The organism is Streptomyces tanashiensis (genome assembly GCF_014648895.1).
GTDB lineage: Bacteria > Actinomycetota > Actinomycetes > Streptomycetales > Streptomycetaceae > Streptomyces > Streptomyces tanashiensis.
On sequence record NZ_BMRZ01000006.1, the window covers coordinates 18,135 to 40,994 of the forward strand.

At 72.1% G+C, this 22,860-nt stretch carries 22 protein-coding genes and 1 riboswitch; of the genes, 2 read left to right on the plus strand and 20 right to left on the minus strand.

What is annotated here, in order from left to right; all coding sequences use genetic code 11:
- Nucleotides 1-5: 5 nt before the first annotated feature.
- Nucleotides 6-902 carry an STM4011 family radical SAM protein gene (locus IE237_RS19895; RefSeq protein WP_189803387.1) on the plus strand — a complete coding sequence of 299 codons (897 nt, stop codon included), beginning with the start codon at nucleotides 6-8 and terminating at the stop codon, nucleotides 900-902.
- Here the strand turns inward: IE237_RS19895 and IE237_RS19900 are convergent.
- Both IE237_RS19900 and IE237_RS19905 read right to left on the minus strand, forming a co-directional pair.
- Nucleotides 889-1,683, minus strand: coding sequence for an SGNH/GDSL hydrolase family protein (locus IE237_RS19900; protein WP_189803388.1), 795 nt, complete (start codon nucleotides 1,681-1,683; stop codon nucleotides 889-891). The genes IE237_RS19895 and IE237_RS19900 overlap by 14 nt on opposite strands.
- Before the next feature lie 161 nt (nucleotides 1,684-1,844).
- Nucleotides 1,845-2,816 (minus strand): M23 family metallopeptidase, encoded by a 972-nt coding sequence (locus IE237_RS19905; protein WP_189803389.1) that lies wholly within the window; start codon nucleotides 2,814-2,816, stop codon nucleotides 1,845-1,847.
- A gap of 4 nt (nucleotides 2,817-2,820) precedes the next feature.
- Nucleotides 2,821-2,981: riboswitch (cyclic di-AMP (ydaO/yuaA leader) on the minus strand.
- A 367-nt stretch (nucleotides 2,982-3,348) separates the two neighbouring features.
- Here IE237_RS19905 and IE237_RS19910 point away from each other — a divergent pair.
- Nucleotides 3,349-4,170 carry a tyrosine-protein phosphatase gene (locus tag IE237_RS19910; protein ID WP_189803390.1) on the plus strand — a complete coding sequence of 274 codons (822 nt, stop codon included), beginning with the start codon at nucleotides 3,349-3,351 and terminating at the stop codon, nucleotides 4,168-4,170.
- A 6-nt stretch (nucleotides 4,171-4,176) separates the two neighbouring features.
- On the opposite strand, the gene IE237_RS19915 is transcribed toward IE237_RS19910, so the two are convergent.
- The 18 genes from IE237_RS19915 to IE237_RS20000 all read right to left on the minus strand — a co-directional run bounded on the left by IE237_RS19915 (nucleotide 4,177) and on the right by IE237_RS20000 (nucleotide 22,827).
- Entirely contained in the window at nucleotides 4,177-4,332 is a 156-nt protein-coding gene (locus tag IE237_RS19915) for a DUF6126 family protein (RefSeq protein ID WP_189803391.1), read from the minus strand.
- Between the two features lie 19 nt (nucleotides 4,333-4,351).
- Nucleotides 4,352-4,981, minus strand: coding sequence for a helix-turn-helix domain-containing protein (locus IE237_RS19920; protein ID WP_189803392.1), 630 nt, complete (start codon nucleotides 4,979-4,981; stop codon nucleotides 4,352-4,354).
- A gap of 86 nt (nucleotides 4,982-5,067) precedes the next feature.
- On the minus strand, nucleotides 5,068-6,453 hold the full coding sequence (locus IE237_RS19925; protein ID WP_189803393.1) for an aspartate aminotransferase family protein: 1,386 nt from the start codon (nucleotides 6,451-6,453) through the stop codon (nucleotides 5,068-5,070).
- Entirely contained in the window at nucleotides 6,450-7,475 is a 1,026-nt protein-coding gene (gene hpnH, locus IE237_RS19930) for an adenosyl-hopene transferase HpnH (protein ID WP_189803394.1), read from the minus strand. The genes IE237_RS19925 and hpnH overlap by 4 nt, the downstream gene beginning before the upstream one ends.
- Before the next feature lie 7 nt (nucleotides 7,476-7,482).
- Nucleotides 7,483-8,154, minus strand: a complete 672-nt coding sequence (locus IE237_RS19935) for a phosphorylase family protein (protein ID WP_189803395.1) — start codon at nucleotides 8,152-8,154, stop codon at nucleotides 7,483-7,485.
- The gene (shc, locus tag IE237_RS19940) at nucleotides 8,154-10,136 is read right to left on the minus strand and encodes a squalene--hopene cyclase (protein ID WP_189803396.1); all 1,983 of its coding nucleotides are present in this window, start codon (nucleotides 10,134-10,136) and stop codon (nucleotides 8,154-8,156) included. Before shc ends, IE237_RS19935 begins: the two co-directional genes overlap by 1 nt.
- A gap of 107 nt (nucleotides 10,137-10,243) precedes the next feature.
- On the minus strand, nucleotides 10,244-11,344 hold the full coding sequence (locus tag IE237_RS19945) for a polyprenyl synthetase family protein (protein ID WP_189803397.1): 1,101 nt from the start codon (nucleotides 11,342-11,344) through the stop codon (nucleotides 10,244-10,246).
- On the minus strand, nucleotides 11,341-12,741 hold the full coding sequence (gene hpnE, locus IE237_RS19950; protein ID WP_189803398.1) for a hydroxysqualene dehydroxylase HpnE: 1,401 nt from the start codon (nucleotides 12,739-12,741) through the stop codon (nucleotides 11,341-11,343). The genes IE237_RS19945 and hpnE overlap by 4 nt, the downstream gene beginning before the upstream one ends.
- A 103-nt stretch (nucleotides 12,742-12,844) precedes the next feature.
- Nucleotides 12,845-13,795, minus strand: a complete 951-nt coding sequence (gene hpnD, locus IE237_RS19955; RefSeq protein WP_189803399.1) for a presqualene diphosphate synthase HpnD — start codon at nucleotides 13,793-13,795, stop codon at nucleotides 12,845-12,847.
- Complete coding sequence (hpnC, locus tag IE237_RS19960; protein ID WP_189803400.1) at nucleotides 13,792-14,703, minus strand: squalene synthase HpnC; 912 nt, start codon at nucleotides 14,701-14,703, stop codon at nucleotides 13,792-13,794. Before hpnC ends, hpnD begins: the two co-directional genes overlap by 4 nt.
- 303 nt (nucleotides 14,704-15,006) lie before the next feature.
- Nucleotides 15,007-15,654, minus strand: coding sequence for a TetR/AcrR family transcriptional regulator (locus IE237_RS19965; protein WP_189803401.1), 648 nt, complete (start codon nucleotides 15,652-15,654; stop codon nucleotides 15,007-15,009).
- Between the two features lie 114 nt (nucleotides 15,655-15,768).
- Nucleotides 15,769-16,554, minus strand: coding sequence for an ABC transporter ATP-binding protein (locus IE237_RS19970; RefSeq protein WP_189803402.1), 786 nt, complete (start codon nucleotides 16,552-16,554; stop codon nucleotides 15,769-15,771).
- Complete coding sequence (locus tag IE237_RS19975; protein WP_189803403.1) at nucleotides 16,547-17,479, minus strand: ABC transporter permease; 933 nt, start codon at nucleotides 17,477-17,479, stop codon at nucleotides 16,547-16,549. Before IE237_RS19975 ends, IE237_RS19970 begins: the two co-directional genes overlap by 8 nt.
- 49 nt (nucleotides 17,480-17,528) lie before the next feature.
- Entirely contained in the window at nucleotides 17,529-18,374 is an 846-nt protein-coding gene (locus tag IE237_RS19980; RefSeq protein WP_189803680.1) for a glycosyltransferase family 2 protein, read from the minus strand.
- 47 nt (nucleotides 18,375-18,421) lie between these two features.
- A complete protein-coding gene (locus IE237_RS19985) occupies nucleotides 18,422-19,201 on the minus strand; it encodes a CDP-alcohol phosphatidyltransferase family protein (RefSeq protein WP_189803404.1) in 780 nt (259 codons plus the stop codon).
- Between the two features lie 10 nt (nucleotides 19,202-19,211).
- On the minus strand, nucleotides 19,212-20,273 hold the full coding sequence (locus IE237_RS19990; protein WP_189803405.1) for an iron-containing alcohol dehydrogenase family protein: 1,062 nt from the start codon (nucleotides 20,271-20,273) through the stop codon (nucleotides 19,212-19,214).
- On the minus strand, nucleotides 20,261-21,013 hold the full coding sequence (locus IE237_RS19995) for a phosphocholine cytidylyltransferase family protein (RefSeq protein WP_189803406.1): 753 nt from the start codon (nucleotides 21,011-21,013) through the stop codon (nucleotides 20,261-20,263). Before IE237_RS19995 ends, IE237_RS19990 begins: the two co-directional genes overlap by 13 nt.
- Nucleotides 21,010-22,827, minus strand: coding sequence for a DUF5941 domain-containing protein (locus IE237_RS20000; protein WP_189803681.1), 1,818 nt, complete (start codon nucleotides 22,825-22,827; stop codon nucleotides 21,010-21,012). The genes IE237_RS19995 and IE237_RS20000 overlap by 4 nt, the downstream gene beginning before the upstream one ends.
- Between the last annotated feature and the right edge of the window lie 33 nt (nucleotides 22,828-22,860).

Here is a 22,860-nt window from a genome sequence, read left to right on the forward strand (position 1 = left end):
CGACCGTGGATCTCACCCTGCTCTACCGGGGCCCGCTCTCCTCCTGCGACTTCGACTGCCCGTACTGTCCCTTCGCGAAGCGCCGGGACAGCCGGGAGCAGCTGCGCGCCGACCGGGCGGCGCTCGAACGCTTCACCGGCTGGGCCGCCGCGCAGACCGGGGACCGGCTGCGGATCCTGTTCACCCCCTGGGGCGAGGGTCTGGTGCGCTCCTGGTACCGGCGGGCACTGGTCGAGCTGTCCCGGCTGCCGCACGTGGAGCGGGTGGCGATCCAGACCAATCTGAGCTGCCGGACGGAGTGGCTGGCCGAGGCGGACCCGGAGAGCGTGGCCCTCTGGTGCACGTTCCACCCGGGGCAGACGCCGCCGGAGCGGTTCCTCGGGAAGTGCCGGGAGCTCGCGGAGCGGGGCGTGCGGTACAGCGTCGGCGTGGTCGGTCTTCCCGAGCACCGGGAGGACGCCCGCCGGCTGCGGGCCGCGCTGCCGCCGCACGTCTACCTCTGGGTGAACGCGGCCGAGGGCCACACGTACACCGACGCGGAGGCGGAGGGCTGGACGGAGCTCGACCCGCTGTTCCCGTACAGCCGGCATCCGCACCGCTCGGCGGGGCTGCCCTGCCGCACCGGCGAGTCGGTGATCTCGGTGGACGGCGAGGGGACGGTGCGGCGCTGCCATTTCGTCAAGGCCGAGCTGGGGAACCTGTACGACGGCTCGTACCGCGCCGCCCTGCATCCCCGCGCCTGCCCCCTCGCCGTGTGCGACTGCCACATCGGCTACGTCCACCTGGAGACGCTGCCGCTGTACGACGTGTTCGCGGGCGGGGTCCTGGAGCGGATCCCCGCCGCGCCGCCGGCCAGGGCCCGTCCGACCCTGATCCGCCCGGCAGGCCCTACAGGGGCATGAGGTCGGGGCGCTTGGCCTCGACGTGGTCGCCCGAGCTCTCGCCGCGCAGCCGGCGCCCGATCCACGGCACCAGGTACTCCCTGGCCCAGTGGATGTCGTCGCGGCGCACCTCCAGCGTGCCGCGCGGCGGGACCGGCGGCCAGGGCTGGTCCGGGTCGGCGGGCACCGGCAGGCCGAGGACCTGGGCGGCGCGCAGGGCGACGCGGGTGTGCCCCTCGGGCGAGAGGTGCAGCCGGTCGTCGTCCCAGGCGCGGCGGTCCTGGACGGACTTCAGCGACCACAGGTCGAGGACCGGGCAGTCGTAGCGGTCGGCGATGGCCCGGACGTGACCGTTGTAGGTGGCGATCTTGCCGCGCAGGTGCTTGAGGAGGGTCACGCCGCGGGTGTCGAAGCCGGTGGTCACCATCACGGTACCGACGGCGGAGGTCAGTTCGGCGACGGCGCGCTCGAAGCGCTCGGCCACCTCGTCCGGGTCCGTTCCGGGGCGGATGATGTCGTTGCCGCCCGCGCAGAAGGTCACCAGGTCGGGGGCGAGCTCCTTCGCCCGGGGGACCTGTTCCGCCACGATCTGGTCGAGAAGGCGCCCGCGTACGGCCAGGTTGGCGTAGCGGAAGGCGTCGTGCTCCGGCAGCTGGTCGGCGAGCAGGACCGCGAAGCGGTCCGCCCAGCCGACGAACGTCCCGTCGGGCCCGGGGTCTCCGACGCCCTCGGTGAAGCTGTCACCGATCGCCGCGTACGACCCGAATGCGTTGTTGTCTGTTGATCTCGAATCGTCTGCCACGGGAGCACATCCTTCCCTTTCGGATGTGACCTACGCGACCGTAAGGAGGGGTTGACGCGGGGTGACATATGCCACCGATAAAGATTCCGCCAAGCCGGAATACACCGGAGGCCCGGCACCTACGTGCCGGGCCTCCGGAGGGCAGGCGCGCTGACGTGACGTCAGATGCTCACGCCGTGCTGGCGCAGAGCGGCCAGCGGGTCGATGTCGGAGCCGTACTCCGGCCCGGTGCGCATCTCGAAGTGCAGGTGCGGGCCGGTGACGTTGCCGGTCGCACCGGAGAGGCCGATCTGCTGGCCGCCGGTGACGGTCTCGCCGGCGGAGACGGAGATCGAGGACAGGTGGGCGTACTGCGAGAAGGTGCCGTCGGCGTGCTGGATGACGACCTGGTTGCCGTACGCGCCGCCGTCGCCGGCGGAGTAGACGGTGCCGGGGCCGACCGCGACGACGGTGGTGCCGGTGGAGGCCATGAAGTCGACACCGGTGTGGTAGCCGGAGGACCACATGGAGCCCGCGGCGCGGTACGGGGTGGACATGCCGCCGCTGACGGGGGCGAACCAGCCGGAGGAGGAGGTCGTGCCGGCCGACGAGGACGGCGCGGAGGCGGACGACGAGGTGGAGGTCGTCTCGGCGGCGGCCGGGGCCGCGGGGCGCTCGCCGCCGCGGGAGGCGCGCGTGGTGTCGCCGTTCTTGCCGGAGCTCTGCGTGCTCTTGTGCGTGGTCGCCTTCGGCGCGGCGGCCTTGGCGGTGCTCTTCGCACCGAGGGTGAGCTTCATGCCGGGCAGGATGAGCGAGGGGTTCTCGCCGACGACCTGGCGGTTGTCCTTGTAGAGCTTCTGCCAGCCGCCCGCGAGGTGGTGCTCGGCGGCGATCTTCGACAGGTAGTCGCCGCGGACGACGGAGTACGTCTTCGGCGCGGCCTTCGCGGTGGTGGGCGCGGCCTCGACGGCGGCGGCCCTGACCTGGGCGACGGCCTGGGCGGGAGCGGCGGCCGGGACGGCCTGCTCGGCGGCGTGGGCGCCGGTGGCTCCGAGGAGCGGGAGGGCGACGACGGCCCCGCCGGTACCGGCGGCGGCGATGCCGCGGGTGAGGCGGTTGGACTTGGTGCGGCGGTGCTTACCCTTCGCGGGCATGGCGAATTCCTCTCCGGCGCCTGCGAGGTGAGCTGTCGGGTTCGGACTGGAGATGTCCGGCCGCGTTCTCACGCGGCTTCACCCCGAGCCGTCCTTCTTCGAGGGATCGGCGACTTACCTGGGTCCCCCGCTCCTGCCTTCTACGGGTGAGTGCGGATTCCGGTCGGTGGCAGGATTCGGCGGTCCGTCCGGAGTGAGCGAGACGCTAGACGAGTGGGGTCGGCGCGAACAAGCCACGGTTTTCAAGTGCTCCGGTATTCCGTGATATCCGGCCGGAATTCCGGTCACCCTCCGTGGATGACGGTCCCTCGATCTCCTTTTCCCGGGGGGTATTTGGAAAAGACGATCAGGCACGGTCCGTCACGGTTATGACGCTGCTCACGCGCCGATCCCCATCTCCCCTGCAACCGGGGCGGGTTATGCCTAACACCTCAATACGGACAGATCGCCCATTCCCGTCCGAGGGGGTGCGTGCCGCGGCCCGCACCCGAGATGATTGCCCCAGGAACCGATCTACAGAACAGGAGCAGCCGTGACGCAGCAGCTGCCGCAGGTCCCGCCCACCGAGGTCGACGAGCCCGAGCTGACGGAGGTCCGCAACTTCCGGGACGTGGGCGGCCTGCCGACGACGGACGGGCGCGCGGTCCGCCCCGGCCGGCTCTTCCGCAGCGGCCACCTGGCCCACGCGACGGCGGACGACGCCGCCTTCCTGGCCTCGCTCGGCCTGCACACCGTCTTCGACTTCCGCAACGAGTCGGACCGGAAGGTCGAGGGCGCGGACGTCGACCTGCCCGGCGTGCGGAACGTGAACATACCCCTCAACGACCCGGCCGACGGCAAGGAGTTCTGGAAGCTGGTGCGCGACGGCGAGATCGCGCAGCTGCGGGAGATCCTCGGCGACGGCAAGGCGGCCGCCCGGATGTCCGATTCGTACCGGAAGATGATCGTCGAGCGGACCTCGGAACACAGCCGGATCCTCCACTCCATGGCGGAGGAGAGCGTCCCGGCCCTCATGCACTGCGCGGCCGGGAAGGACCGGGCCGGGCTCGCCATCGCGATCACCCTGCTCGCGGTCGGGGTCGAGCGGGAGGCGATCGAGGCGGACTACGTGAAGTCGAACGACCCGCACCGCCGCTACAAGGTGCGCCGCAGCTCCACCTCCCCGGACGCGATGTCGCCCGAGGTGATGGAGCTGCTGAGCCCGCTGTTCGACGCGCGGGTGGAGTATCTGCGGGCCGCCTTCGAGACGATCGAGGCGACCTGGGGCTCGGTGGACACCTACCTCGCCGAGGGCCTCAAGCTGACCCCGGAGACCCGCGAGCGGCTGCGGGAGCGCCTGCTCACGGAGGCGTAGCCCCGGCTACTGGTTCTGCCCGCCCAGCATGAAGAGCAGGTACAGGAAGCCGGCGAAGAGGTGGCCTGCGATCAGGTAGGCGAACAGTCGGAGCACGAGCCCCTTGGGGAACTTGCCCTCACCGCGCTCCTCGCCGGTGACCGGTACGGACTTCTCGGACATCTCGTTCCTTTCTGATGGGTCAGCGCCGGTGCGGGGTCCCGTCACCGAGGCACAGCTCGGCGGCGGGGCTCTGCATCAGGGTGTGGACGAAGAGCAGCTCGGCCCCGCCGGGTGTGGCGGCGCCGATCCGGTGCGGGGTCAGCGAGTCGAAGTGCGCGCTGTCCCCGGGATCGAGGACGTGGACGGCCTCGCCGAGGGCGAGCCGCACCCGTCCCTCCAGGACGTGGATCCACTCCTCGCCGGGGTGGACGCGCACGATGTCGGCCCGGGTGGCGTACGGCACGTGCACCCGCAGGCACTGGAGGGCGCGCCCGGCGCCGCCCGCCTGGCGGTAGATCCAGCCGTCGGCCTCGACGGGTTCGGAGCGGCCGGCCCGGACGACGGGGTCGCGCTCGGGGGGCGCCTCGCCCAGGAGCTCGGAGACCGTCGTACCGTAGATACGGGACAGGGCCAGCAGCATCGGCAGCGAGGGCTGCCGGTTCCCCGTCTCCAGGCGCGAGAGGTGGGCCGGCGAGAGACCGGCCCGCTGGGCGGCGGCCTCCAGGGTGAGTCCCCGGCGGCGGCGCAGGGCCCGCAGCTGCGGGGCGACGTCGGGCAGGACGCCGGGGGTGGCGGGGTCCGGGGAGGTCTCCCCGGGGACGTGGTCCATGCGTCCATTCCGCCAGGATCGTGCCTCTGAGGCAAGTTTATTGCCTCAGAGGCAAACCCTTGTCGGGAATCGGTGTCGAGATCCGGTCAGCGCTGCGCGACCGCCTGCTTGACCAGCGTCTTCCCGAAGTCCCACATCAGCCCGCCGCCGCCGTGGGCGTCGTCCATGACCGCGGTGAAGGCCGTGACGAAGCGGTCCACGTCCGCCTCGTCGATGACCAGCGGCGGGATCAGCTTGATCACCTCCAGGTGGTCCCCGGAGACCTGGGTGAGGATCCGGTGCCGCTGGAGCAGCGGGACGACGACCATCTGGGCGAAGAGACCCTTGCGGGCCGCCTGGAGCATCGTCCAGCGCCCGCGCAGCCCGAGCGAGGACGGCCTCCCGAACTCGATCCCGATCATCAGACCGCGCCCGCGGATCTCGTGCAGCAGCTCGTACCGCGGCACGAGCTCCCTCAGACGGCCCGAGAGCAGGTCGCCGATCCGCCGGGCGTGGGCGACGGTGCCCTCGTCCTCCATGACCGAGAGGACGGCGAGCCCGGCGGCCATGGCCTGCGCGTTCGATCCGAAGCTCGCCGAGTGCACCAGGACCCGGTCCATCGAGGAGTAGACCTTCTTGAAGATCCAGTCCTTGCCGAGGGTCGCCCCGACCGGCACGTAGCCGCCGGAGAGCGCCTTGGCGACGCAGACCAGATCCGGCTCGACGCCCTCCTCGTGCTGGTAGGCGTAGAAGTCTCCCGTCCTGCCGAGCCCCGTCTGCACCTCGTCCGCGACGAGCAGCGCGCCGTGCCGGTGCAGCAGCTCCTGGGCGCCCCGGAGGAAGCCCGGCGGCGCCTCGTGGACGCCCTTGCCCTGGATGGGCTCGACCACGAAGGCGGCCACGTCCCCCTTGCGCAGCTCCCGCTCCAGGGCGTCGAGGTCGCCCAGGGCGATCTCCGTGTCCGGCAGGAGCGGCTCGAAACCCTCCCGGAAGCCCTGCTCGCCGTTGACGGAGAGGGAGCCGGTGGTGAGCCCGTGGAAGGCGTGGGCACAGTAGAGGACCCTCGGCCGCCCGGTGGCGTACCGGGCGAACTTGAGGGCGGTCTCCACGGCCTCGGTGCCGCTGTTGCCGAAGAAGACCCGGTCGAGGTGCGGGCTGTGGCTGAGCAGCTTCTCGGCGAGCAGCCCCGGCAGCGGCTGGCAGTCGAAGCGGGTGAGGTCGGCGAGCTGGGCGTCCAGCACGTCGTGGAGGGCCTGGCGGACGACGGGGTGGTGCCGTCCGAGGCCCATCACGCCGAAGCCGGCGAGCATGTCGAGGTGGTCGACGCCGTCGGCGTCCCAGAAGTGGGCGCCCTCGGCCCGCTCGTAGACCTTGTCGAAGCCGATGGTGTGCAGCATGCGCGGCAGCTGGTGGTTGAGGTACCGGGCGTGCAGCTCGTACCGCTCCGCGCCGCGCTCGGAGAGCAGCGCCCGCAGGTCGAACCCACCGGTCATGACGTGCTGTTCCCGGAGACCGTCTCCCGGATCGCGCGCAGGGACTCCTTGAGGGAACCCATGGTGGCGAGGACGGCGGTGGGCTCGTAGCCGCAGTGCGCCATGCAGTTGGCGCAGCGGGGGTCCTTGCCGCGGCCGTACTTGTCCCAGTCGGTGTCCTCGACGAGTTCGCGGTACGTGGGGACGTATCCGTCGCTCATCAGATAGCAGGGTCGCTGCCAGCCGAAGAGGGAGTAGTTGGGAATGGCCCAGGCGGTGCAGGGGAAGTCCGCCTTTCCTTCCAGGAAGTCCAGGAAGAGCGGCGAGTGGTTGAGCCGCCAGCGGCGGCGGTTCCCGCCGGCGAACGCCTTCTTGAAGAGTTCCCGGGTCTGCTCGACGCCGAGGAAGTGCTCCTGGTCGGGGGCCTTCTCGTAGGCGTAGGCGGGCGAGATCATCATTTCGTCGACCTGGAGGTCGTCGTTGAGGAAATTGAGCACCTCGATGATGGTCTGCGGGGTGTCGGTGTTGAAGAAGGTCGAATTGGTGGTGACCCGGAAGCCGCGCCGCTTGGCCTCCTTGATGGCCGCCACCGCCTCGTCGAACACGCCCTCCTTGGCGACGGACTCGTCGTGCCGCTCGCGCAGGCCGTCGATGTGGACGGCGAAGGCGAAGTACGGGGAGGGGGTGAACTTCTCCAGCTTCTTGCGCAGCAGCATGGCGTTGGTGCAGAGGAAGACGTACTTCCGCCGGGCCACCAACTGGCGGACGATCTCGTCGATCTGAGGATGCATCAGGGGCTCGCCGCCCGCGATGGAGACCATGGGGGCGCCGGACTCCAGGACCGCGCCGACCGCCTGGGCGACCGGCATGCGCTGCTTGAGGACACCCGCCGGGTGCTGGATCTTTCCGCAGCCCTCGCACTTCAGGTTGCAGGCGTAGAGCGGCTCCAGCTCGACGATCAGCGGGAACTTGTCTCGCTTGCGGAGCTTCTGTTCGAAGAGGTAGGTCCCGACCCGGATGGACTGACGGAGCGGCATGGCCATAACTCGTTCACCTCCTGGGGAGCAGCAAAGAACGGTGCCATTCGAAGAATGCGGGAAGGACGGCACGAAGGACACGGAAGGCTGATATTCCCCCGCGCACCGTGCCGATCCGGACCAGTTCATGTTCCGGAGCGTCCACGACCACCCGGACGGCCGCAACCGGGCGGGCGTCCGGCCCGTCCCCGAGCCCTCCGGCGGCCCGGGCGGTGCGGAGCGTGGCGGCGGACTCCATGTCGACGGCGATCGCGCCGCCGGCCCGCAGCGCGGCCCGCTCGGGGCCGCGCACCACGTGGTCGGAGCCGATCAGCGGCCCGGTGTGGACGGCATGCCCGGGCACCGCCTTGACCAGGGCCTTCACCAGGAGGTCGGTCCCGGTGCAGAGGGTCGTGCCGTCGGGGGCGCGGGTCTCCTCGGCGACGATCAGGTCCCCCGGGTGCATGCCCGGGGCGAGGCCCGCGCAGAAGCCGGAGGCGATCACCGCCGCGTCCCGCCAGCGCTCCTCGCCGAGCGTCCGGGACACGGCCCGGTGGGCCCGTTCGGGTCCCATGCCGGTGCGCAGCACGGTGACCGGGCCCGGTGCGCCGCCCCGGTCCCCGCTGCGCAGGGCGAAGTGCTCGATGCCGAGCGCGCAGGCGATCAGCAGCGGCGGACCGGCGCCCGGACCGGGCTCGCGGCCCATCAGCCCTCCTTGCGCGGCGCGGGCTCCCCGTACACATAGCGCCCGAGCGCCGTGAGCGGGAACACCTGCCGGTAGAGGTGGTAGTTGATGGAGAAGTCCCAGGGGAAGCCGGTGCCGGTGAAATGGGGCTCGTCCCAGGAGCCGTCCTCCCGCTGGGCCGCGGTCAGCCAGGCGACACCGCGCCGGACCGGCTCGGAGTCGCGGTCGCCCGCGGCGAGGAGGGCGATCAGGGCCCAGGCGGTCTGTGAGGCGGTGGACGGCCCGCGCCCGACCCACTCCTCCTCCTTGTACGAGCGGAGGTCCTCGCCCCAGCCGCCGTCGTCGTTCTGGACGGATCCCAGCCAGCCGACGGCCCGGCGGATCGCGGGGTGGGAGCCGGGCAGCCCGGCGGCGGCGAGCGCCGGGACCACCGAGCCCGTGCCGTAGACGTGGTTGACGCCCCAGCGGCCGAACCAGGCGCCGTTGGGCTCCTGTTCGGCGAGCAGCCACTCGATGCCGCGGCGGGCGCGCGGGTCCTGGGCCCTCCCCTCGTACGCGAGCATCTCCACCACGTGGGCGGTGACGTCTGCGGAGGGCGGGTCGATGACCTCGCCGAAGTCGCAGAACGGCAGCTTGTTGGGGAAGACGCTGGTGTTGTCGGCGTCGAAGGCTCCCCAGGCGCCGTTCTTCGACTGCATGCCGAGGGTCCAGCGGGCGCCCCGGGCGACGGCCGCCTCCACCCGGGCGGGGTCGGGGTGCCGGACCCGCCGCAGGGCGAGCAGCACCTCGGCGGTGTCGTCGATGTCGGGATAGTTGTCGTTGTGGAACTCGAACGCCCAGCCGCCCGGCGGGAGTCCGGGCCTCCGCACCGCCCAGTCCCCGGTCCGGGTGATCTCCTCGTCGAGCATCCAGTCCACGGCCTTCACGAGCGCCGGGTGGTCGGGGCTCAGCCCGGCGTCGGCGAGCGCGATGGTGGCGAGGCAGGTGTCCCAGACGGGCGACTGGCAGGCCTCGATCATCCGCGAGCCGTCCTCGCGCCAGACCGCGAACCGGTCGAGCGACTCCAGGCCGGCCCGCATGACGGGATGCTCCAGGTCGTACCCGAGGAGGTGGAGGGCGATGACCGAGTAGACGGCGGGCGGCTGGATGCCGCCCCAGCAGCCGTCGTTCTCCTGGCGCTCGACGATCCACCGGGCGGCGACGTTCATGGCGGTGCCGCGGACCCCGCGCGGGGCGAAGCGGTGGTAGACGTGCAGCGCCCTGTCGAGCCGCTGGAAGATCCCGTCCCAGCCGGTGGCCGGGGCGAGCGGCCGGGGCGGGTTCGGCCGCGCCGGGTCGGTGTGCAGTTCGTCCAGCGGGAAGGGCGCGGGCCGGACCGGGCGCTTCGCGGAGACGACGGTGAGCGGCACGATCGTCTGCCGGGCCCAGCAGCCGAAGTCGTAGATGTTGAGCGGGAACCACTTCGGCAGGAAGAGCAGCTCCGGCGGCAGCTCGGGCAGGTCCTCCCAGCGCCACCAGCCGAAGAGGGCCAGCCAGATCCGGGTGAAGACCCGGGCGCCGGCGATCCCGCCCCGGGCGCGGACCCACGCGGAGGCGCGGGCCATGTGCGGGGCCTCGGGCGGGTCTCCGGCGAGCCGCAGCGCCACATAGGCCTCGACGGTGGCGGAGAGCTCGCCGGGCCCGCCGTAGAAGGTGGCCCAGGCGCCGTCCTCGCGCTGCTCGCGGCGGATGTGGAGGGCTGCGGCGCGGGTGGTGCCGGCGTCGAGGATGCCCAGGAACTGGCGGAGCAGAAGGTCCTCGGCGTCCATGGTGACGTTGGTCTCCAGGTCGCCCTTCCACCAGCCCGCCGGGTCCTGCCGGGCGAGCAGGTGCTCGACCGCCCGTGCGGTGGCCCGCGCGGCGCTCGCGTCGAGCCCCTCCGGCGCGGTGGTGTCGTTCGTCGTGCTGGCCGCGGCTGCCCGGGGGCCCACGGCCCCGGCGCTTCCGTCGGTCGTCGCTGTCATGGCTTCCCCTTTGCGCAGTCGGTTTCTTCTGCTTCTACGGGTCTGCCGTCGGCCGGCGCCGGAAGGCACCGGCCGGCGACCGCGAACTCATATCAGGGTGATGGTGATCATCTCTTCCGTACGACCACGAAGTCGGCCAGGGCGACGAGCTGGTCCCGCACGCGGGCGGGCATGTCCACCTCGTTCAGGGCCTCGATCGCGATCGCGTGCTGGCGGCGGGCCTCCTGGGAGGTCCACTCGCGTCCTCCGGCCTCCTCGATGAGGGCCGCGCGGGTGGCGAACTCCTCCTCGGAGAAGGTGTCGAAGTCGTTGGACTTGGCGTCCGCGGCGAGCAGTTCGCCGAGCCGCTCGGAGGCCGGGCCGCCCGCGGCGAGGGCGGCGACGACCGGGAGGGACTTCTTGCGCTGGCGCAGATCGCTCCAGGTCTGCTTGCCGGTGGCCTCCGGGTCGCCCCAGATGCCGAGCAGGTCGTCGACGGCCTGGAAGGCGAGGCCCAGGTGGTAGCCGTACTCCTCCAGCTTGTCGGCGGTGCGGTCGTCGGCCCCGCCGAGGACCGCACCGATGGAGACGGCGCAGGCGAGCAGGGCGCCCGTCTTGTTGCCCTCCATCTCCAGGCACTCCTCGACGGTGACCCGCTCGCGGTGCTCGTACGAGATGTCCTGGGCCTGGCCGTCGATGAGCTTGCGGCTGGCGGTGGTCAGCCGGCGGGTGGCGCGGCCGGCCTCGACGGTGCCGAGTTCGAGCAGGATCTCGTTGGCGAGGGCGAAGAGGGCGTCGCCGACGAGGATCGCCTGCGCGGGGCCGTGGACCTTCCACACCGTGTCGCGGTGGCGGCGCTGCTCGTCACCGTCCATCAGGTCGTCGTGGAGCAGCGAGAAGTTGTGCACGAGCTCCACGGCGACGGCGCCGGGGATCCCGACCTCGGGCGCGGCGCCCGCGGCCTCGGCCGACAGCAGGGCGAGCGCCGGGCGGACGGCCTTGCCGCCGTCGCCGTCGGCGGGGTTGCCCTGCGCGTCGATCCAGCCGAAGTGGTAGGCGGCCACGGTGTCCATGGGCGGCGCGAGGCGGTCGACGGCCGCCCGCAGTACGGGGGTGGACAGGGTCCGCCCCCGCTCCAGCAGTGCGGACACGTCCGCGGTGTCGACGGCCGGATGTCCCGGCGGCACTGTCGGCACGGTCTCTCCTCTTGTTCCGGTACTCACACTCATACCGCCTCCTGCAGCGGATGGTCATGGCGGCGGCCGAGGGCGGAGAGCGCGGCGCCCGCGGCGCTGAAACCACTGCGGACGGCACCCTCCATGGTCGCGGGCCAGCCGGTGGCGGTCCAGGCCCCGGCCAGATACAGCCCCGGGGCCCTGGTGCGGGCGCCGGGCCGGAGCCGGCCGACGCCCGGGGTGGGGGCGAACGTGGCCGTCCGCTCCCTGGTGACGAAGAAGTCGCGGATCCCGGCGCCGCGGGCGGCGGGCAGGAGCCGTTCCAGCTCGGGGAGGTACTTCGCGCGCAGGGCGGCGACGGGCTCGTCGATCTCGTCCTGGGCGGCGGACTGGGAGACGGCGAGGTACTGGCCTCCGCCGGCGAGTCCGGAGGAGTCCGTGCGGTCGAAGACCCACTGCACCGGCGAGCCGAGCGCGGTGAAGAAGGGCCGCTTCAGCACCTTGCGGTCGTAGACGACGTGCAGGTTGAGGATGGGCGCGGTGTCGATGTCGAGGAGCCGGTCGGGGTCGTCGAGGGCGCCTTCGGGCAGCAGACCGTGGGTCTCGTGCTGCGGGACGGCGAGGACGACCGCGTCGGCCTCGATCCGCTCCCCCGGCACGTCGACGGCCCAACGCCCGTCGTCGGTCCGGGAGATCCGCTCGGCCTTGGCGCGCAGCAAGGTGCGGACGCCGAGGGCGTCGAGCTCCTTCGCGGCCCGGGTGTCGTGGAGTTCGCCGAGCGGGACGTGGGCCCAGCCGATGTCGGCGGCGCCGGGCTCGGAGAGGAGTCCGGTCTTGAAGACCATGGCGGCGAGCCCCATGGAGGCCTGCGGGGCGGGGGCGTTGAGGGTGGGGATGCCGACGAGGTCCCAGAGGGCCTCGACGGTCCGCGGGGACTGTCCGTGCCGGCCGAGCCAGGTGGCGAAGTCGATGCCGTCGAGCGCCGGGTCGGCGGGGTCGAGCTTCTTCAGGGCGAGCGCGGCCCGGCCGACCGAGGCGCGCTCGGCGAGGGAGAGGTGCGGGTACGTGGCGAGGCTGCGCGCGAGGTGCAGCGGCACGGGCAGGCTGTCGCGGCGGATCCGGCCGAGCCGGGGGCCGCGGGGGTGCGCGACGTCGAGGACGGGGACGTCGAGGCGGTCCTGGAGGGGGGCGAGCCGGGCGCCGTCGACCCGGTCGAGGAACCAGCGGTAGGCGGTGCAGCAGCGCAGGTAGACGTGCTGGCCGTTGTCGACGGTCAGATCGCCCCGGCGGAAGGAGAAGGCGAGGCCGCCGAGCCGGGGCCGGCCTTCGAGCAGGGTGACGTGGACGCCGCTCTCGGAGAGCTGGAGCGCGGCGGTGATCCCGGCGAGCCCACCGCCGACGACGACGGCGCGGGGCTGCCGGGCGTTCCGCTCGGTTCCTTCGTGGTTCACCAGGCCTCCTTTCGGGTCGTCGCGGTCGGATTCCGGGGCGTCTCGGGCAGGGACGCCGGGGCGGCGCCCGGGGTTGCCCGGCGGGCGGGGGCGCACGGGCGCATCAGGGACGCCTCCTGACGGTGCGCCGGGCGATGTTGCGGGTGTCGAGGCCGGAGAGCCCGCGCACCGCGACGTACGCCTTCTCGCGGCCCGGCAGGGAGACACGTCCGCGCAGCACGGCCTCGGGGTCGCGCTCGATCCGGTCGAGGAGGCGCCGGTAGATGCCGGCCATGGCGGCGACGCAGGCGCCGCTGCGCCGGTCGAGCATGGGCAGGAGCCGGTAGCCCTCGGCGAACAGGGCGCGGGCGCGGCGCACTTCGAAGTGGACGAGCCCGGCGAAGTCGGCGCCGGGGGGCGGGGTGTCGCTGCCGAAGCCGTCCGAGCAGCCGAACTTGGCGAGGTCGTCGGCGGGCAGATAGGTGCGCCCGTTCCCGGCGTCCTCGCGTACGTCCCTGAGGATGTTGGTGAGTTGGAGCGCGAGGCCCAGGGTGTCGGCGTACTCGGGCGCGCGGTCGGCGCCCTGGGCGCCGGGCTGGGTGCCGAAGACGCCGAGGGAGAGACGGCCGATCGCGCCGGCGACGCAGCGGCAGTAGACCTTGAGGTCGTCCCAGGTCTCGTAGGTGGCGCCGCGCACGTCCATGAGGACGCCGTCGATGAGCTCGTCGAGGCCGTCGAGCGGGATCGGGAAGCGGCGGGCCGAGTCGGCGAGGGCGACGGCGACGGGGTCGGTGTCGTCCTCCTCGACCAGGCCCTTGCGGACGCGGTCGAGGACGTCACGGGTGGCTTCGAGCCGCTCCCGCTTGTCCTCGGTCGCGAGGGTGCCGTCGCCGATGTCGTCGACGCGCCGCGAGAAGGCGTACAGCGCGGACATCGCCTGTCGCTTCTCGGCCGGCAGCAGCCGGATCCCGTAGGCGAAGTTGCGGGCCTGCTGTCCGGTGACCGCCTCGCAGTAGCTGTAGGCGGCCTGGACCGGTGCGGACGGCTGGTGCTGTGCCTCCACGGTCGCGCTCACCCCTCTCTCCGCGCCCGGAGCAGAACCGCTCCCGCCTGGCGCATCAGGCTCGGCTTGGTGGACTTCGGTGGGCCGGCCAGCACGTCGTATCCGGCGTCGGCGACGGCGTCGAGCGCCGCGAGCCCCCCGGCGGTGAAGCCGGCGAGGAGGAGGCGGAGCCGGCCGTGGACGCTGCCGACGAGCGGGAGGCCCGCGTGCAGGAGGGCGCGGGCCCGCTCGGCCTCGAAGGCGATCAGGGCCCGTACGGAGGCGCCGGCGGTGGGCTCGGCGAGGTCGCGCTCGGTGACGTGGAAGCGCTTGAGGTCCTCGGCGGGCAGGTAGATCCGGTCGCGGGCGAGGTCCTCGGCGACGTCCTGGAGGTGCTCGACGATCTGCAGGGCGGTGCAGATCTCGTCGGAGCGCCGGATCCGCTCGGGGGTGTCGGTGCCGGTGATCGCGAGGACGAGCCGGCCGACGGGGTTGGCGGAGAGCTCGCAGTACGCGAGGAGGTCGTCGTACGTCTCGTAGCGGCGGACCAGCTGGTCCTGCCGGTTGGCGGCGATCAGGCCGAGGAAGGGCCCGGGGGTGAGCCCGCGCCGGCGGACGGTCGGCTGGAGGGCGCGCAGCAGGGGGTGGTGCGGGGTGGAGTCGAAGACCCGGTGGAGGTCGGTCTCCAGGGCGTCGAGGAGGACGAGCCGGTCCTCCGCGGCCGCCGGGCCGACGCCGAGGTGCCGGGCGTCGGCGCCGCCGGGGGCGAGGTCGCCGTCGCCGATGTCGTCGACGAGCCGGGCGTAGCCGTAGACGGCCATCAGGTCGTCCCGCCAGGCGCGGGGCAGGAAGAAGGGGGCCACGGGGAAGTTCTCGTCCGCGGCCTTGCCGAGTGTGGCGCGCGAGGAGGCGTCGGTGCGCGCCTGCCGGGTCTCCGTCACTGGGCGCTTCCCGACGGAGGGACGGCGACACCCTCGTGGAGCTGGAGAATCTGCGTCATGGCCGTCACGTCTCCCGTTCTACACTGCCGATCCAATCCATCCTATTTCGGACACGCCGCCGACCCCCGCCCGTAGGGCCGCCACCCCGGGGGCCCGATGGCCGCGGGGTATCGCCCTACTTGCCGCGAAACAGACCGGTCCAGCTTACGTTGTACGACGACCTTCGCCATTCCGGGGTGGCGGGCGTCGCGAACCTCACTCGCACGATCCGTCAACTGCCGTGCACCGCAAGAGAGTTCGGGCTCAGTCGGACCCCGCTCCGGAGACCACCATGGCGAGGGTCGCCTCGACGGCCACCCTCCTGCCCTGCGCGGAGAGCCGGCGGAGCGGACCGTCGACCAGGAGGAGTGACAGCCCGTGCACGGCCGACCACGCGGCGGCACCGGTGGCGGGGCGGGCGCCGGGACGCGCGGTGCCGAGCGCCGTGAGCGCTTCGAGTGCCTCCCTGAGCAGGGTGTAGGCGCGGATCTCGGGCTCGGCGGGCGGCCTGGCGGGCCCGGGTTCGCACGCCGAGGCGGGACGGGGCACACAGAACGCGGCCCGGTAGAGGCCGGGATGCTCCACGGCGAAGCCGACGTACGCCCGGCAGAGCGCGGTGACCCGGCGCTCCGCCGCGAGCACGGGGTCGTCGGCGCCCGGCTCGCGCGCGGCGGCCCGCTCCATGGAGGCGGCGAGCTCCCGCCGGGCATGGGTCCGCACGGTACGGAGGAGCTCACCGCGCCCGTCGAAGTGCCGGTAGGCGGCGGTGGGCGAGACGCCGACCCGGCGGGCCGCCTCCCGCAGGACGACCCGCTCGGGGCCGCCTTCTCCGGCGAGGTCGACGGCCGCGCAGATGAGCGCGTTGCGCAGGTCGCCGTGGTGGTAGGTCTTTCCCGCCGAGGTCGCTGCCATGGGCTCATCCTGCCCGAAGTTAACCGCATGAACATTCCAGGTGGGGCAGCGACGCGCGGAAAACGGAGGAACCCCTACCGGATGCTTCCGGCAGGGGTTCGCGGGTCCGGGGGACTAGCGCGCGGTCTCGCGCTCGTACGCCTTGAGGACCTCGTCCGTGGGGCCGTCCATCAGGAGCTGCCCCTTCTCCAGCCAGAGCACCCGGTCGCAGGTGTCCCGGATGGACTTGTTGCTGTGGCTCACCAGGAAGACCGTGCCGGCCTCCTTGCGGAGCTCGCGGATGCGCTCCTCGGAGCGGATCTGGAACTTGCGGTCACCGGTCGCCAGCGCCTCGTCGATGAGGAGGACGTCGTGGTTCTTGGCCGCCGCGATGGCGAAGCGGAGCCGGGCGCCCATGCCGGAGGAGTACGTCCGCATCGGCAGGCTGATGAAGTCGCCCTTCTCGTTGATGCCGGAGAAGTCGACGATGTCCTCGTAGCGGGAGCGCACCTCCTCGCGGCTCATGCCCATGGCGAGGCCGCCCAGGATGACGTTGCGCTCGCCCGTGAGGTCGTTCATGAGGGCCGCGTTGACGCCCAGGAGCGACGGCTGCCCGTCGGTGTAGACCCTGCCGCTCTCGGTGGGGAGCAGACCGGCGATCGCCCGCAGGAGCGTGGACTTGCCGGAGCCGTTGGTGCCGATGAGGCCGATGGCCTCGCCCCGGTACGCGGTGAAGGTGACGCCGCGGACCGCGTGGACCTTGCGGACACCCCGGGACACCTCGGCCTTGCCGCGGCCGACGATCCGGCTGAGCGCCGCCGTGGCGCTGCCCTTGCCGCCGCCTCCGGCGTTGACCCGGTAGACGATGTGGACGTCGTCGCAGATGACGGTGGGGACGTTGCTGCGGTTCGTGTCAGCCACGGCCGTACCTCTCCTCGGCCTTCCAGAAGTAGACGAAGCCGCCGATGCCGAAGACCAGGGCCCAGCCGAGGGCGGTCATCCAGACATGGTCCGGCAGGTTGTGCGCGCTGTAGCCCTCGATGAGGGCGTACCGGATGAGGTCCATGTAGACCGCCGCCGGGTTGTACATGAGGATGTCGGCGATCCAGTCCGGCTTGTCGCGGAGCATGACCGGGATCGAGAACATGACGCCGGACGCGTACATCCAGGTGCGCATGATGAACGGCATCAGCTGGGCGAGGTCGGGCGTCTTGGCACCCATCCTGGCCACGATCATGGCGAGTCCGATGTTGAACACGAACTGCAGGGCAAGCGCCGGGACCACGAGCAGCCAGCGCGGCGACGGGTAGCTGCCGAAGGAGACCGCGACCGCCACGAGCACGATCATCGAGAACAGCAGCTGCTGGAGCTGCTGGAGCGAGAAGGAGATCGGCAGGGTGGCGCGCGGGAAGTGCAGGGCCCGGACGAGTCCGAGGTTGCCCGAGATCGCCCGGACGCCCGCCATGACCGAGCTCTGGGTGAAGGTGAACACGAAGATGCCGGTGACGAGGAAGGGGATGTAGACGTCCTTGCTCATCCCCTGTCCCGCGCCCAGGATCAGCCCGAAGATCAGGTAGTAGACCAGGGCGTTCAGCAGGGGGGTCGCCACCTGCCACACCTGGCCGAGCTTGGCCTGGCTGTACTGCGCGGTCAGCTTGGCCGAGGAGAAGGCCAGGATGAAGTGGCGACGGCTCCACAGGTCCCGGACGTACTCGAACAGACCGGGCCGGGCGCCACTGACCGAGAGGCCGTACTTCGCGGCGAGGGCGGCCGGGGCCAGGTCCTCGCCGACGGAGGACGGAGGCGCGCTGGTCGCGACCGCTCCGCCCTGGTGTGTGTCACTCACAGTCGAAACTTTCGTGTTCAAGATGCGCGGCACGAGGGGTACCACGATGTCAGACGACCGGTGGACGACCCAGCCGGGTCAGCCGCCACACCGTACGCCACCTCATGGGGCGGCGCGGTCCGCAGGGGGTCGCCCAGCCCGCGCGGAATCCGCCGAGCCACGCCTTCAGCGCGGAGAGCGAGGGCCGCCGGGCCAGGGTGAGCAGGAGCCAGACGCCGAGATAGACCGGCACCAGGGGCGCGGGCAGATTGCGACGTGCCAGCCACACTCGGTTGCGGGCCACGTTGAAGTGGTACGAGGCGTGCCGGGACGGGGCTGTGGTGGGGTGCAGCAGCACCATGTCGGAACGGTAGTCGATCATCCAGTCGGCGTCGAGCGCGCGCCAGGCGAGGTCGGTCTCCTCGTGCGCGTAGAAGAACTCGTCCGGCAGACCGCCGACTTCGGCGAAGACCTTGGTGCGGACGGCGTTGGCGCCGCCGAGGAAGGTGGTCACCCGCGAGGAGCGCATCGGATCGGCCGAGCGGAGCCGCGGCACGTGCCGGCGCTGGGTGACTCCGGTCTCCGGATCGGCGATCCGGAAGCTGATGATGCCCAGGCGCGGGTCGGCGGTGAAGGCCTGCCGGACCAGTTCGGCGGTGTCCGTGTGGGCGAGCAGCCCGTCGTCGTCGAGGAAGAGCAGGACGTCGACGTCGGTGCCGCCGGGACCGAAGGCCTCGATGCCGACGTTCCGGCCGCCCGGGATGCCCAGGTTCTCGGGCAGGTCGACGGTCCGCACCCAGTCGGGCACCCCGGTGACCGGGGTGCCCTGACCGACGACGACGACCTCGACCGGGTCGCCCTCCTGCTTGGCGACCGAGTCGATCAGCGCGCGCAGGTCGTCGGGGCGGTTGCCCATCGTGATGATGACGGCACCCACCCTGAGCGGCGTACTCACGGCCGGCCTCACTTCAGCCTGCTGGAGACCATGATCGACACCAGGTGCAGCACGGTCTGGAGCAGCGCGATGCCGGCGAGGACGGCGACACCGAGCCGGGTGAAGAAGAGGTCTCCCCTGATCTGGTCCGCGATCGCCAGGACCACGATGAGCAGCGAGGCCTCGATGCCGAGGACCAGCCGGTGGAACTTGAGCGCGGCGGCGGCCCGGCGGGCCAGCGCCATGCCCGAGGAGCGCGGCTCGGACGCCGCCTCCTTGACCGGCGGCAGACCGCCCTGGTGGCGGGCGACACCGACGAGGTCGGTCTCGGCCTTGATCAGGATGGCGCCGAGGGCGGCGAGCGTGCCCAGGAAGGCCCACAGCCAGTCGATCCGGCCCGAGCCCCACAGGTCGGCGGCGCGCAGGCCGAAGCCGACGAGGACGGCCGCGTCGCACAGATAGGCGCCCACCCGGTCGAGGTACACCCCGGCGAGCGAGAACTGCTTCTTCCAGCGGGCCACCTCGCCGTCGACGCAGTCGAGCAGCAGGTAGAGCTGGACCATGAGCGCGCCCAGCAGCGCTCCGGGGATCCCGGGCACCAGCAGGGCCGGTGCGGCCAGGACGCCCGCGAGCGTCATGACGTAGGTGAGCTGGTTCGGCGTGACCTTGGTGCCGACGAGCTGACGGGTGATCCTGAGCGAGATCTCCCGCATGTAGAGCCGGCCGCCCCAGTGCTCACCGCTCCGCCGGTCCTTCACACCCGGGGGGTGGACGACCGGGCGGAGCTCGGCGACGGTCGGCTTCCGCACGGGACGGAGCTCAGCTACCGATGGATTTGGCATAGTCGGCGTACGCGTCCCTGATCTCGTCGTCGGACAGGTCGAGGTGTTCGAGGATGGTGAAGCGGCCCGGCCGGGTCTGCGGGGCGAAGGACACCGCCTGGACGAACTCGTCCACGGTGAAGCCCATCTCCTCCGGCAGGACGGGAAGTCCGTGCCGGCGCAGGGTCTCGACCATCAGCGCGGATCCGCCGCGGTCGCCGCGCAGGTGCATGGCGAAGGCCGCGCCGAGACCGCACTGCTCGCCGTGGCTGGCGGCGCGGGCCGGGAAGAGCAGGTCGAAGGCGTGGCTGATCTCGTGGCAGGCGCCCGAGGAGGGGCGGCTGTCACCGCTGATCGACATGGCGATGCCGGACATCACCAGGCCCTCGGAGAGCGTGACGAGGAAGTCGTCGTCGCCGACGCCGCCGGGGTGGCGGAGCACGGCCTCGCCGGCGCTGCGGGCCATGGCGGCCGCGAGGCCGTCGACCTTCTCGCCGGTCTCGCGGTGCGAGAGCTCCCAGTCCGCGATGGCGGAGAGGTTGGAGATCGCGTCGCCGATGCCGGAGCGGACGTACCGCACGGGGGCGTCCCGGATCACGTCGAGGTCGATGACCAGCGCGATCGGGGTGGGCACCCCGTAGGAGCCGCGCCCGTTGTCGTTGTCCAGCGTGGAGATCGGCGAGCAGATCCCGTCGTGCGACAGGTTGGTGGCGATGGCCACCAGCGGCAGCCCGACCCGGGCCGCCGCGTACTTCGTCACGTCGATGATCTTGCCGCCGCCGAGGGCGACCACGGCGTCGTACCGCTTGCCGCGCATGGCGTCGGCGAGCTTCACGGCCTCGTCGATCGTGCCGCCCGAGACCGGGTACCAGTCGGCGCCGGGCAGCTCGGGGGCGAAGTGGTCACGCAGCTTGAGGCCCGAGCCGCCGCTGATGGCGACGGCGATCTTGCCGTTGCTGGAGATCCGCTGGTCCGCGAGGAGCGCGGACAGGTCGTCCAGCGCTCCCCTGCGGATGTCGACGACGACCGGCGAAGGGATCAGCCGGGTCAGTACTGGCACGCGATCTCACGGCCCTTCGCGAGGTCGTCGTGGTTGTCGATCTCGACCCACTTGACGTCGCCGATGGGGGCCACGTCGACGGTGAAGCCGCGGTTGACCAGCTCCTGGTAGCCGTCCTCGTAGTAGAGGTCGGGGTCGCGCTCGAAGGTGGCCTTGAGGGCGTCGGCGAGCTCCTCGGCGGCCTCGGCCTCGATGAGGGTGACGCCGATGTACTCGCCGGTGGCGGTGGCCGGGTCCATGAGCTTGGTGATGCGCTGGACGCCCTTGCCCTCGGCGGTGATGACCTTCATCTCCTCGTCGGCGAGGTTCTTCACCGTGTCGAGGGCGAGGATGATCTTCTGGCCGTTGCCGCGGGCGGCGAGGAGGGTCTTCTCGACGGAGACCGGGTGGACGGTGTCGCCGTTGGCGAGGATCACACCGCGCTTGAGGACCTCACGGGCGCACCACAGGGAGTAGGCGTTGTTCCACTCCTCGGCCTTGTCGTTGTCGACGAGGGTGATCTTGAGGCCGTACTTGGCCTCCAGGGCGTCCTTGCGGTCGTAGACGGCCTCCTTGCGGTAGCCGACGACGATGGCGACCTCGGTGAGGCCGATCTCGGCGAAGTTCTTGAGCGTGCCGTCGAGGATGGTCAGCTCGTTCTCGGTGCCCTCGCCGGACACGGGCACGAGGGCCTTCGGAAGCGTCTCGGTGTAGGGGCGCAGACGCCGTCCGGCACCGGCTGCCAGTACGAGGCCGATCATGCTGTTTCTCCTTCGTCGTGAACGGCGGGTGCTCCGGAGGAGACCCAGAAGCGGATGGACTCCACGAGCACCACCAGTGCGACGGCGACCGCGAGCGCGGTCAGTGCCAGGGTGAAGTCGTCGCCGCGGTCCGCCAGCAGGGCGGCGAGGACGGTCACCAGGAGCGTGCGCCCCTCGTGTCCGCCGGTGACGCGCACCAGCCAGGCGGGCGGCGCGCCGGTGCCGCCGCGGATGCGGTACACCGTGTCGTAGTGATGGTAGGCGACCGCCGCGACCAGCCCGAATGCGGCGGGCAGGGCGTGCGGGGAGTCGGAGCGGGCCGCGAGGACGAGGACGGTGGTGTACTCGGCGGCACGGAAGAGCGGGGGGACCAGCCAGTCGAGGGCGCCCTTGAGGGGGCGGGCGACGGCGGCGCCGGCGAACATCACGTACAGGGCCGCGGCGACGACGGTCCCGCGGTCCCCGAAGGGGCGGCCGAGGACCGCGGGGATCAACACGCCCGCCGCGACGAAGGCGAGGACGAACCCGGGGAGCATCTGGAGTCCGGCGCGGCCGAAGATCCGGCCCGCGATCCCGGCCAGCGGGCCCGAGTCCGCGAGGTCGGCCAGTGCCTGGGCCGCCCGGTCGGTCCGCTTCGCCTTGCGGGTCAGGGAGCGCAGGACGCGGCCGGCCGTGGTGTAGCAGGCGCCGAAGGCGCAGCCGACGATCAGCGCCCAGAAGACGATCCGGGGGCTGGTGAAGGCGGTGAGGACGGCGATCATCGCCCAGCGCTCGCCGATCGGCAGGATGATCATGCGGCGGGCCCAGACCGTCCAGCCGACGCTGTCGAGCCGGTTGGAGAGGGAGGCCGTGGGGCTCGTGTTGGCCGTCGCGTCGTGGTTGGCCTCGTTGAACGAGAAGTCCACGACGTGCCGGCAGGTCATGAGGACCATGGCGCCGAGCGCGAGGGCCCAGACGTCGTCGCCGTTGCGGGCGGCGCCGAGGGCGAGGCCCGCGTAGAAGGCGTACTCCTTGGCCCGGTCGAAGGTGGCGTCGAGCCAGGCGCCCATCGTCGAGTACTTGAGCGCGTAGCGGGCGAGCTGCCCGTCCGTGCAGTCGAGGACGAAGGAGACCAGCAGCAGGACGCCGGCGGCGATGTAGCCGCCGCGCTCGCCGGTCGCCGCGCAGCCGGCCGCGATCAGGGCGGTGAGCAGCGAGGCGGTGGTGACCTGGTTGGGGGTCAGTCCGCGGCGCGCGCACCAGCGGGCGATGTAGCGCGAGTACGGACTGATGAAGAAGGTGGTGAAGAAGCCGTCGTGCGCCTTGACGGCTGAGCGCAGGCGTACGGCCTCGTCGTCGACGGCGTCCACGGCGGCGCGGGCCTCGTGGCGGGCCTCCGCGTCGGTGGGCACGGTGGCGACGAGGGTGCCGAGCTGGGGCCGGTGCACGGCGACGCCGTCGGCGTCGAGGGCCTCGGCGAGCGAGTCGGTGAGGCCGTCGGTGAGCGTGCCGGCTCCGGCGCCGGTCCCGGAGGTCGCGGAGACCGCGTCCAGGGCGCGGGCGAGCGCGGGGCGGGCCTCGCGCTGCGCGGTGAGCGCGCCGGGGGCGGCGGCCGCGGGGAAGCGGGGGTCGGTCAGGGTGAGGCGCAGCGCGTGCAGGTGGCCGACGAACCGGGGGTCGACGAGCGCGACGCGCTCGCCCGCCGGGACGGCGGCCAGCAGGGCGCCGGCCTCCTCGGCGCCGGAGGCGATCCGGACGTCGAAGCCGAGCGACCGCAGATCACCGTCGAGCGAGGATCCGGGTGCCGGCGGGCCGGTGAGGATGGCGGTCGACAGACGAACTCACTCCTTGGAGCTGACGGAGGGGCC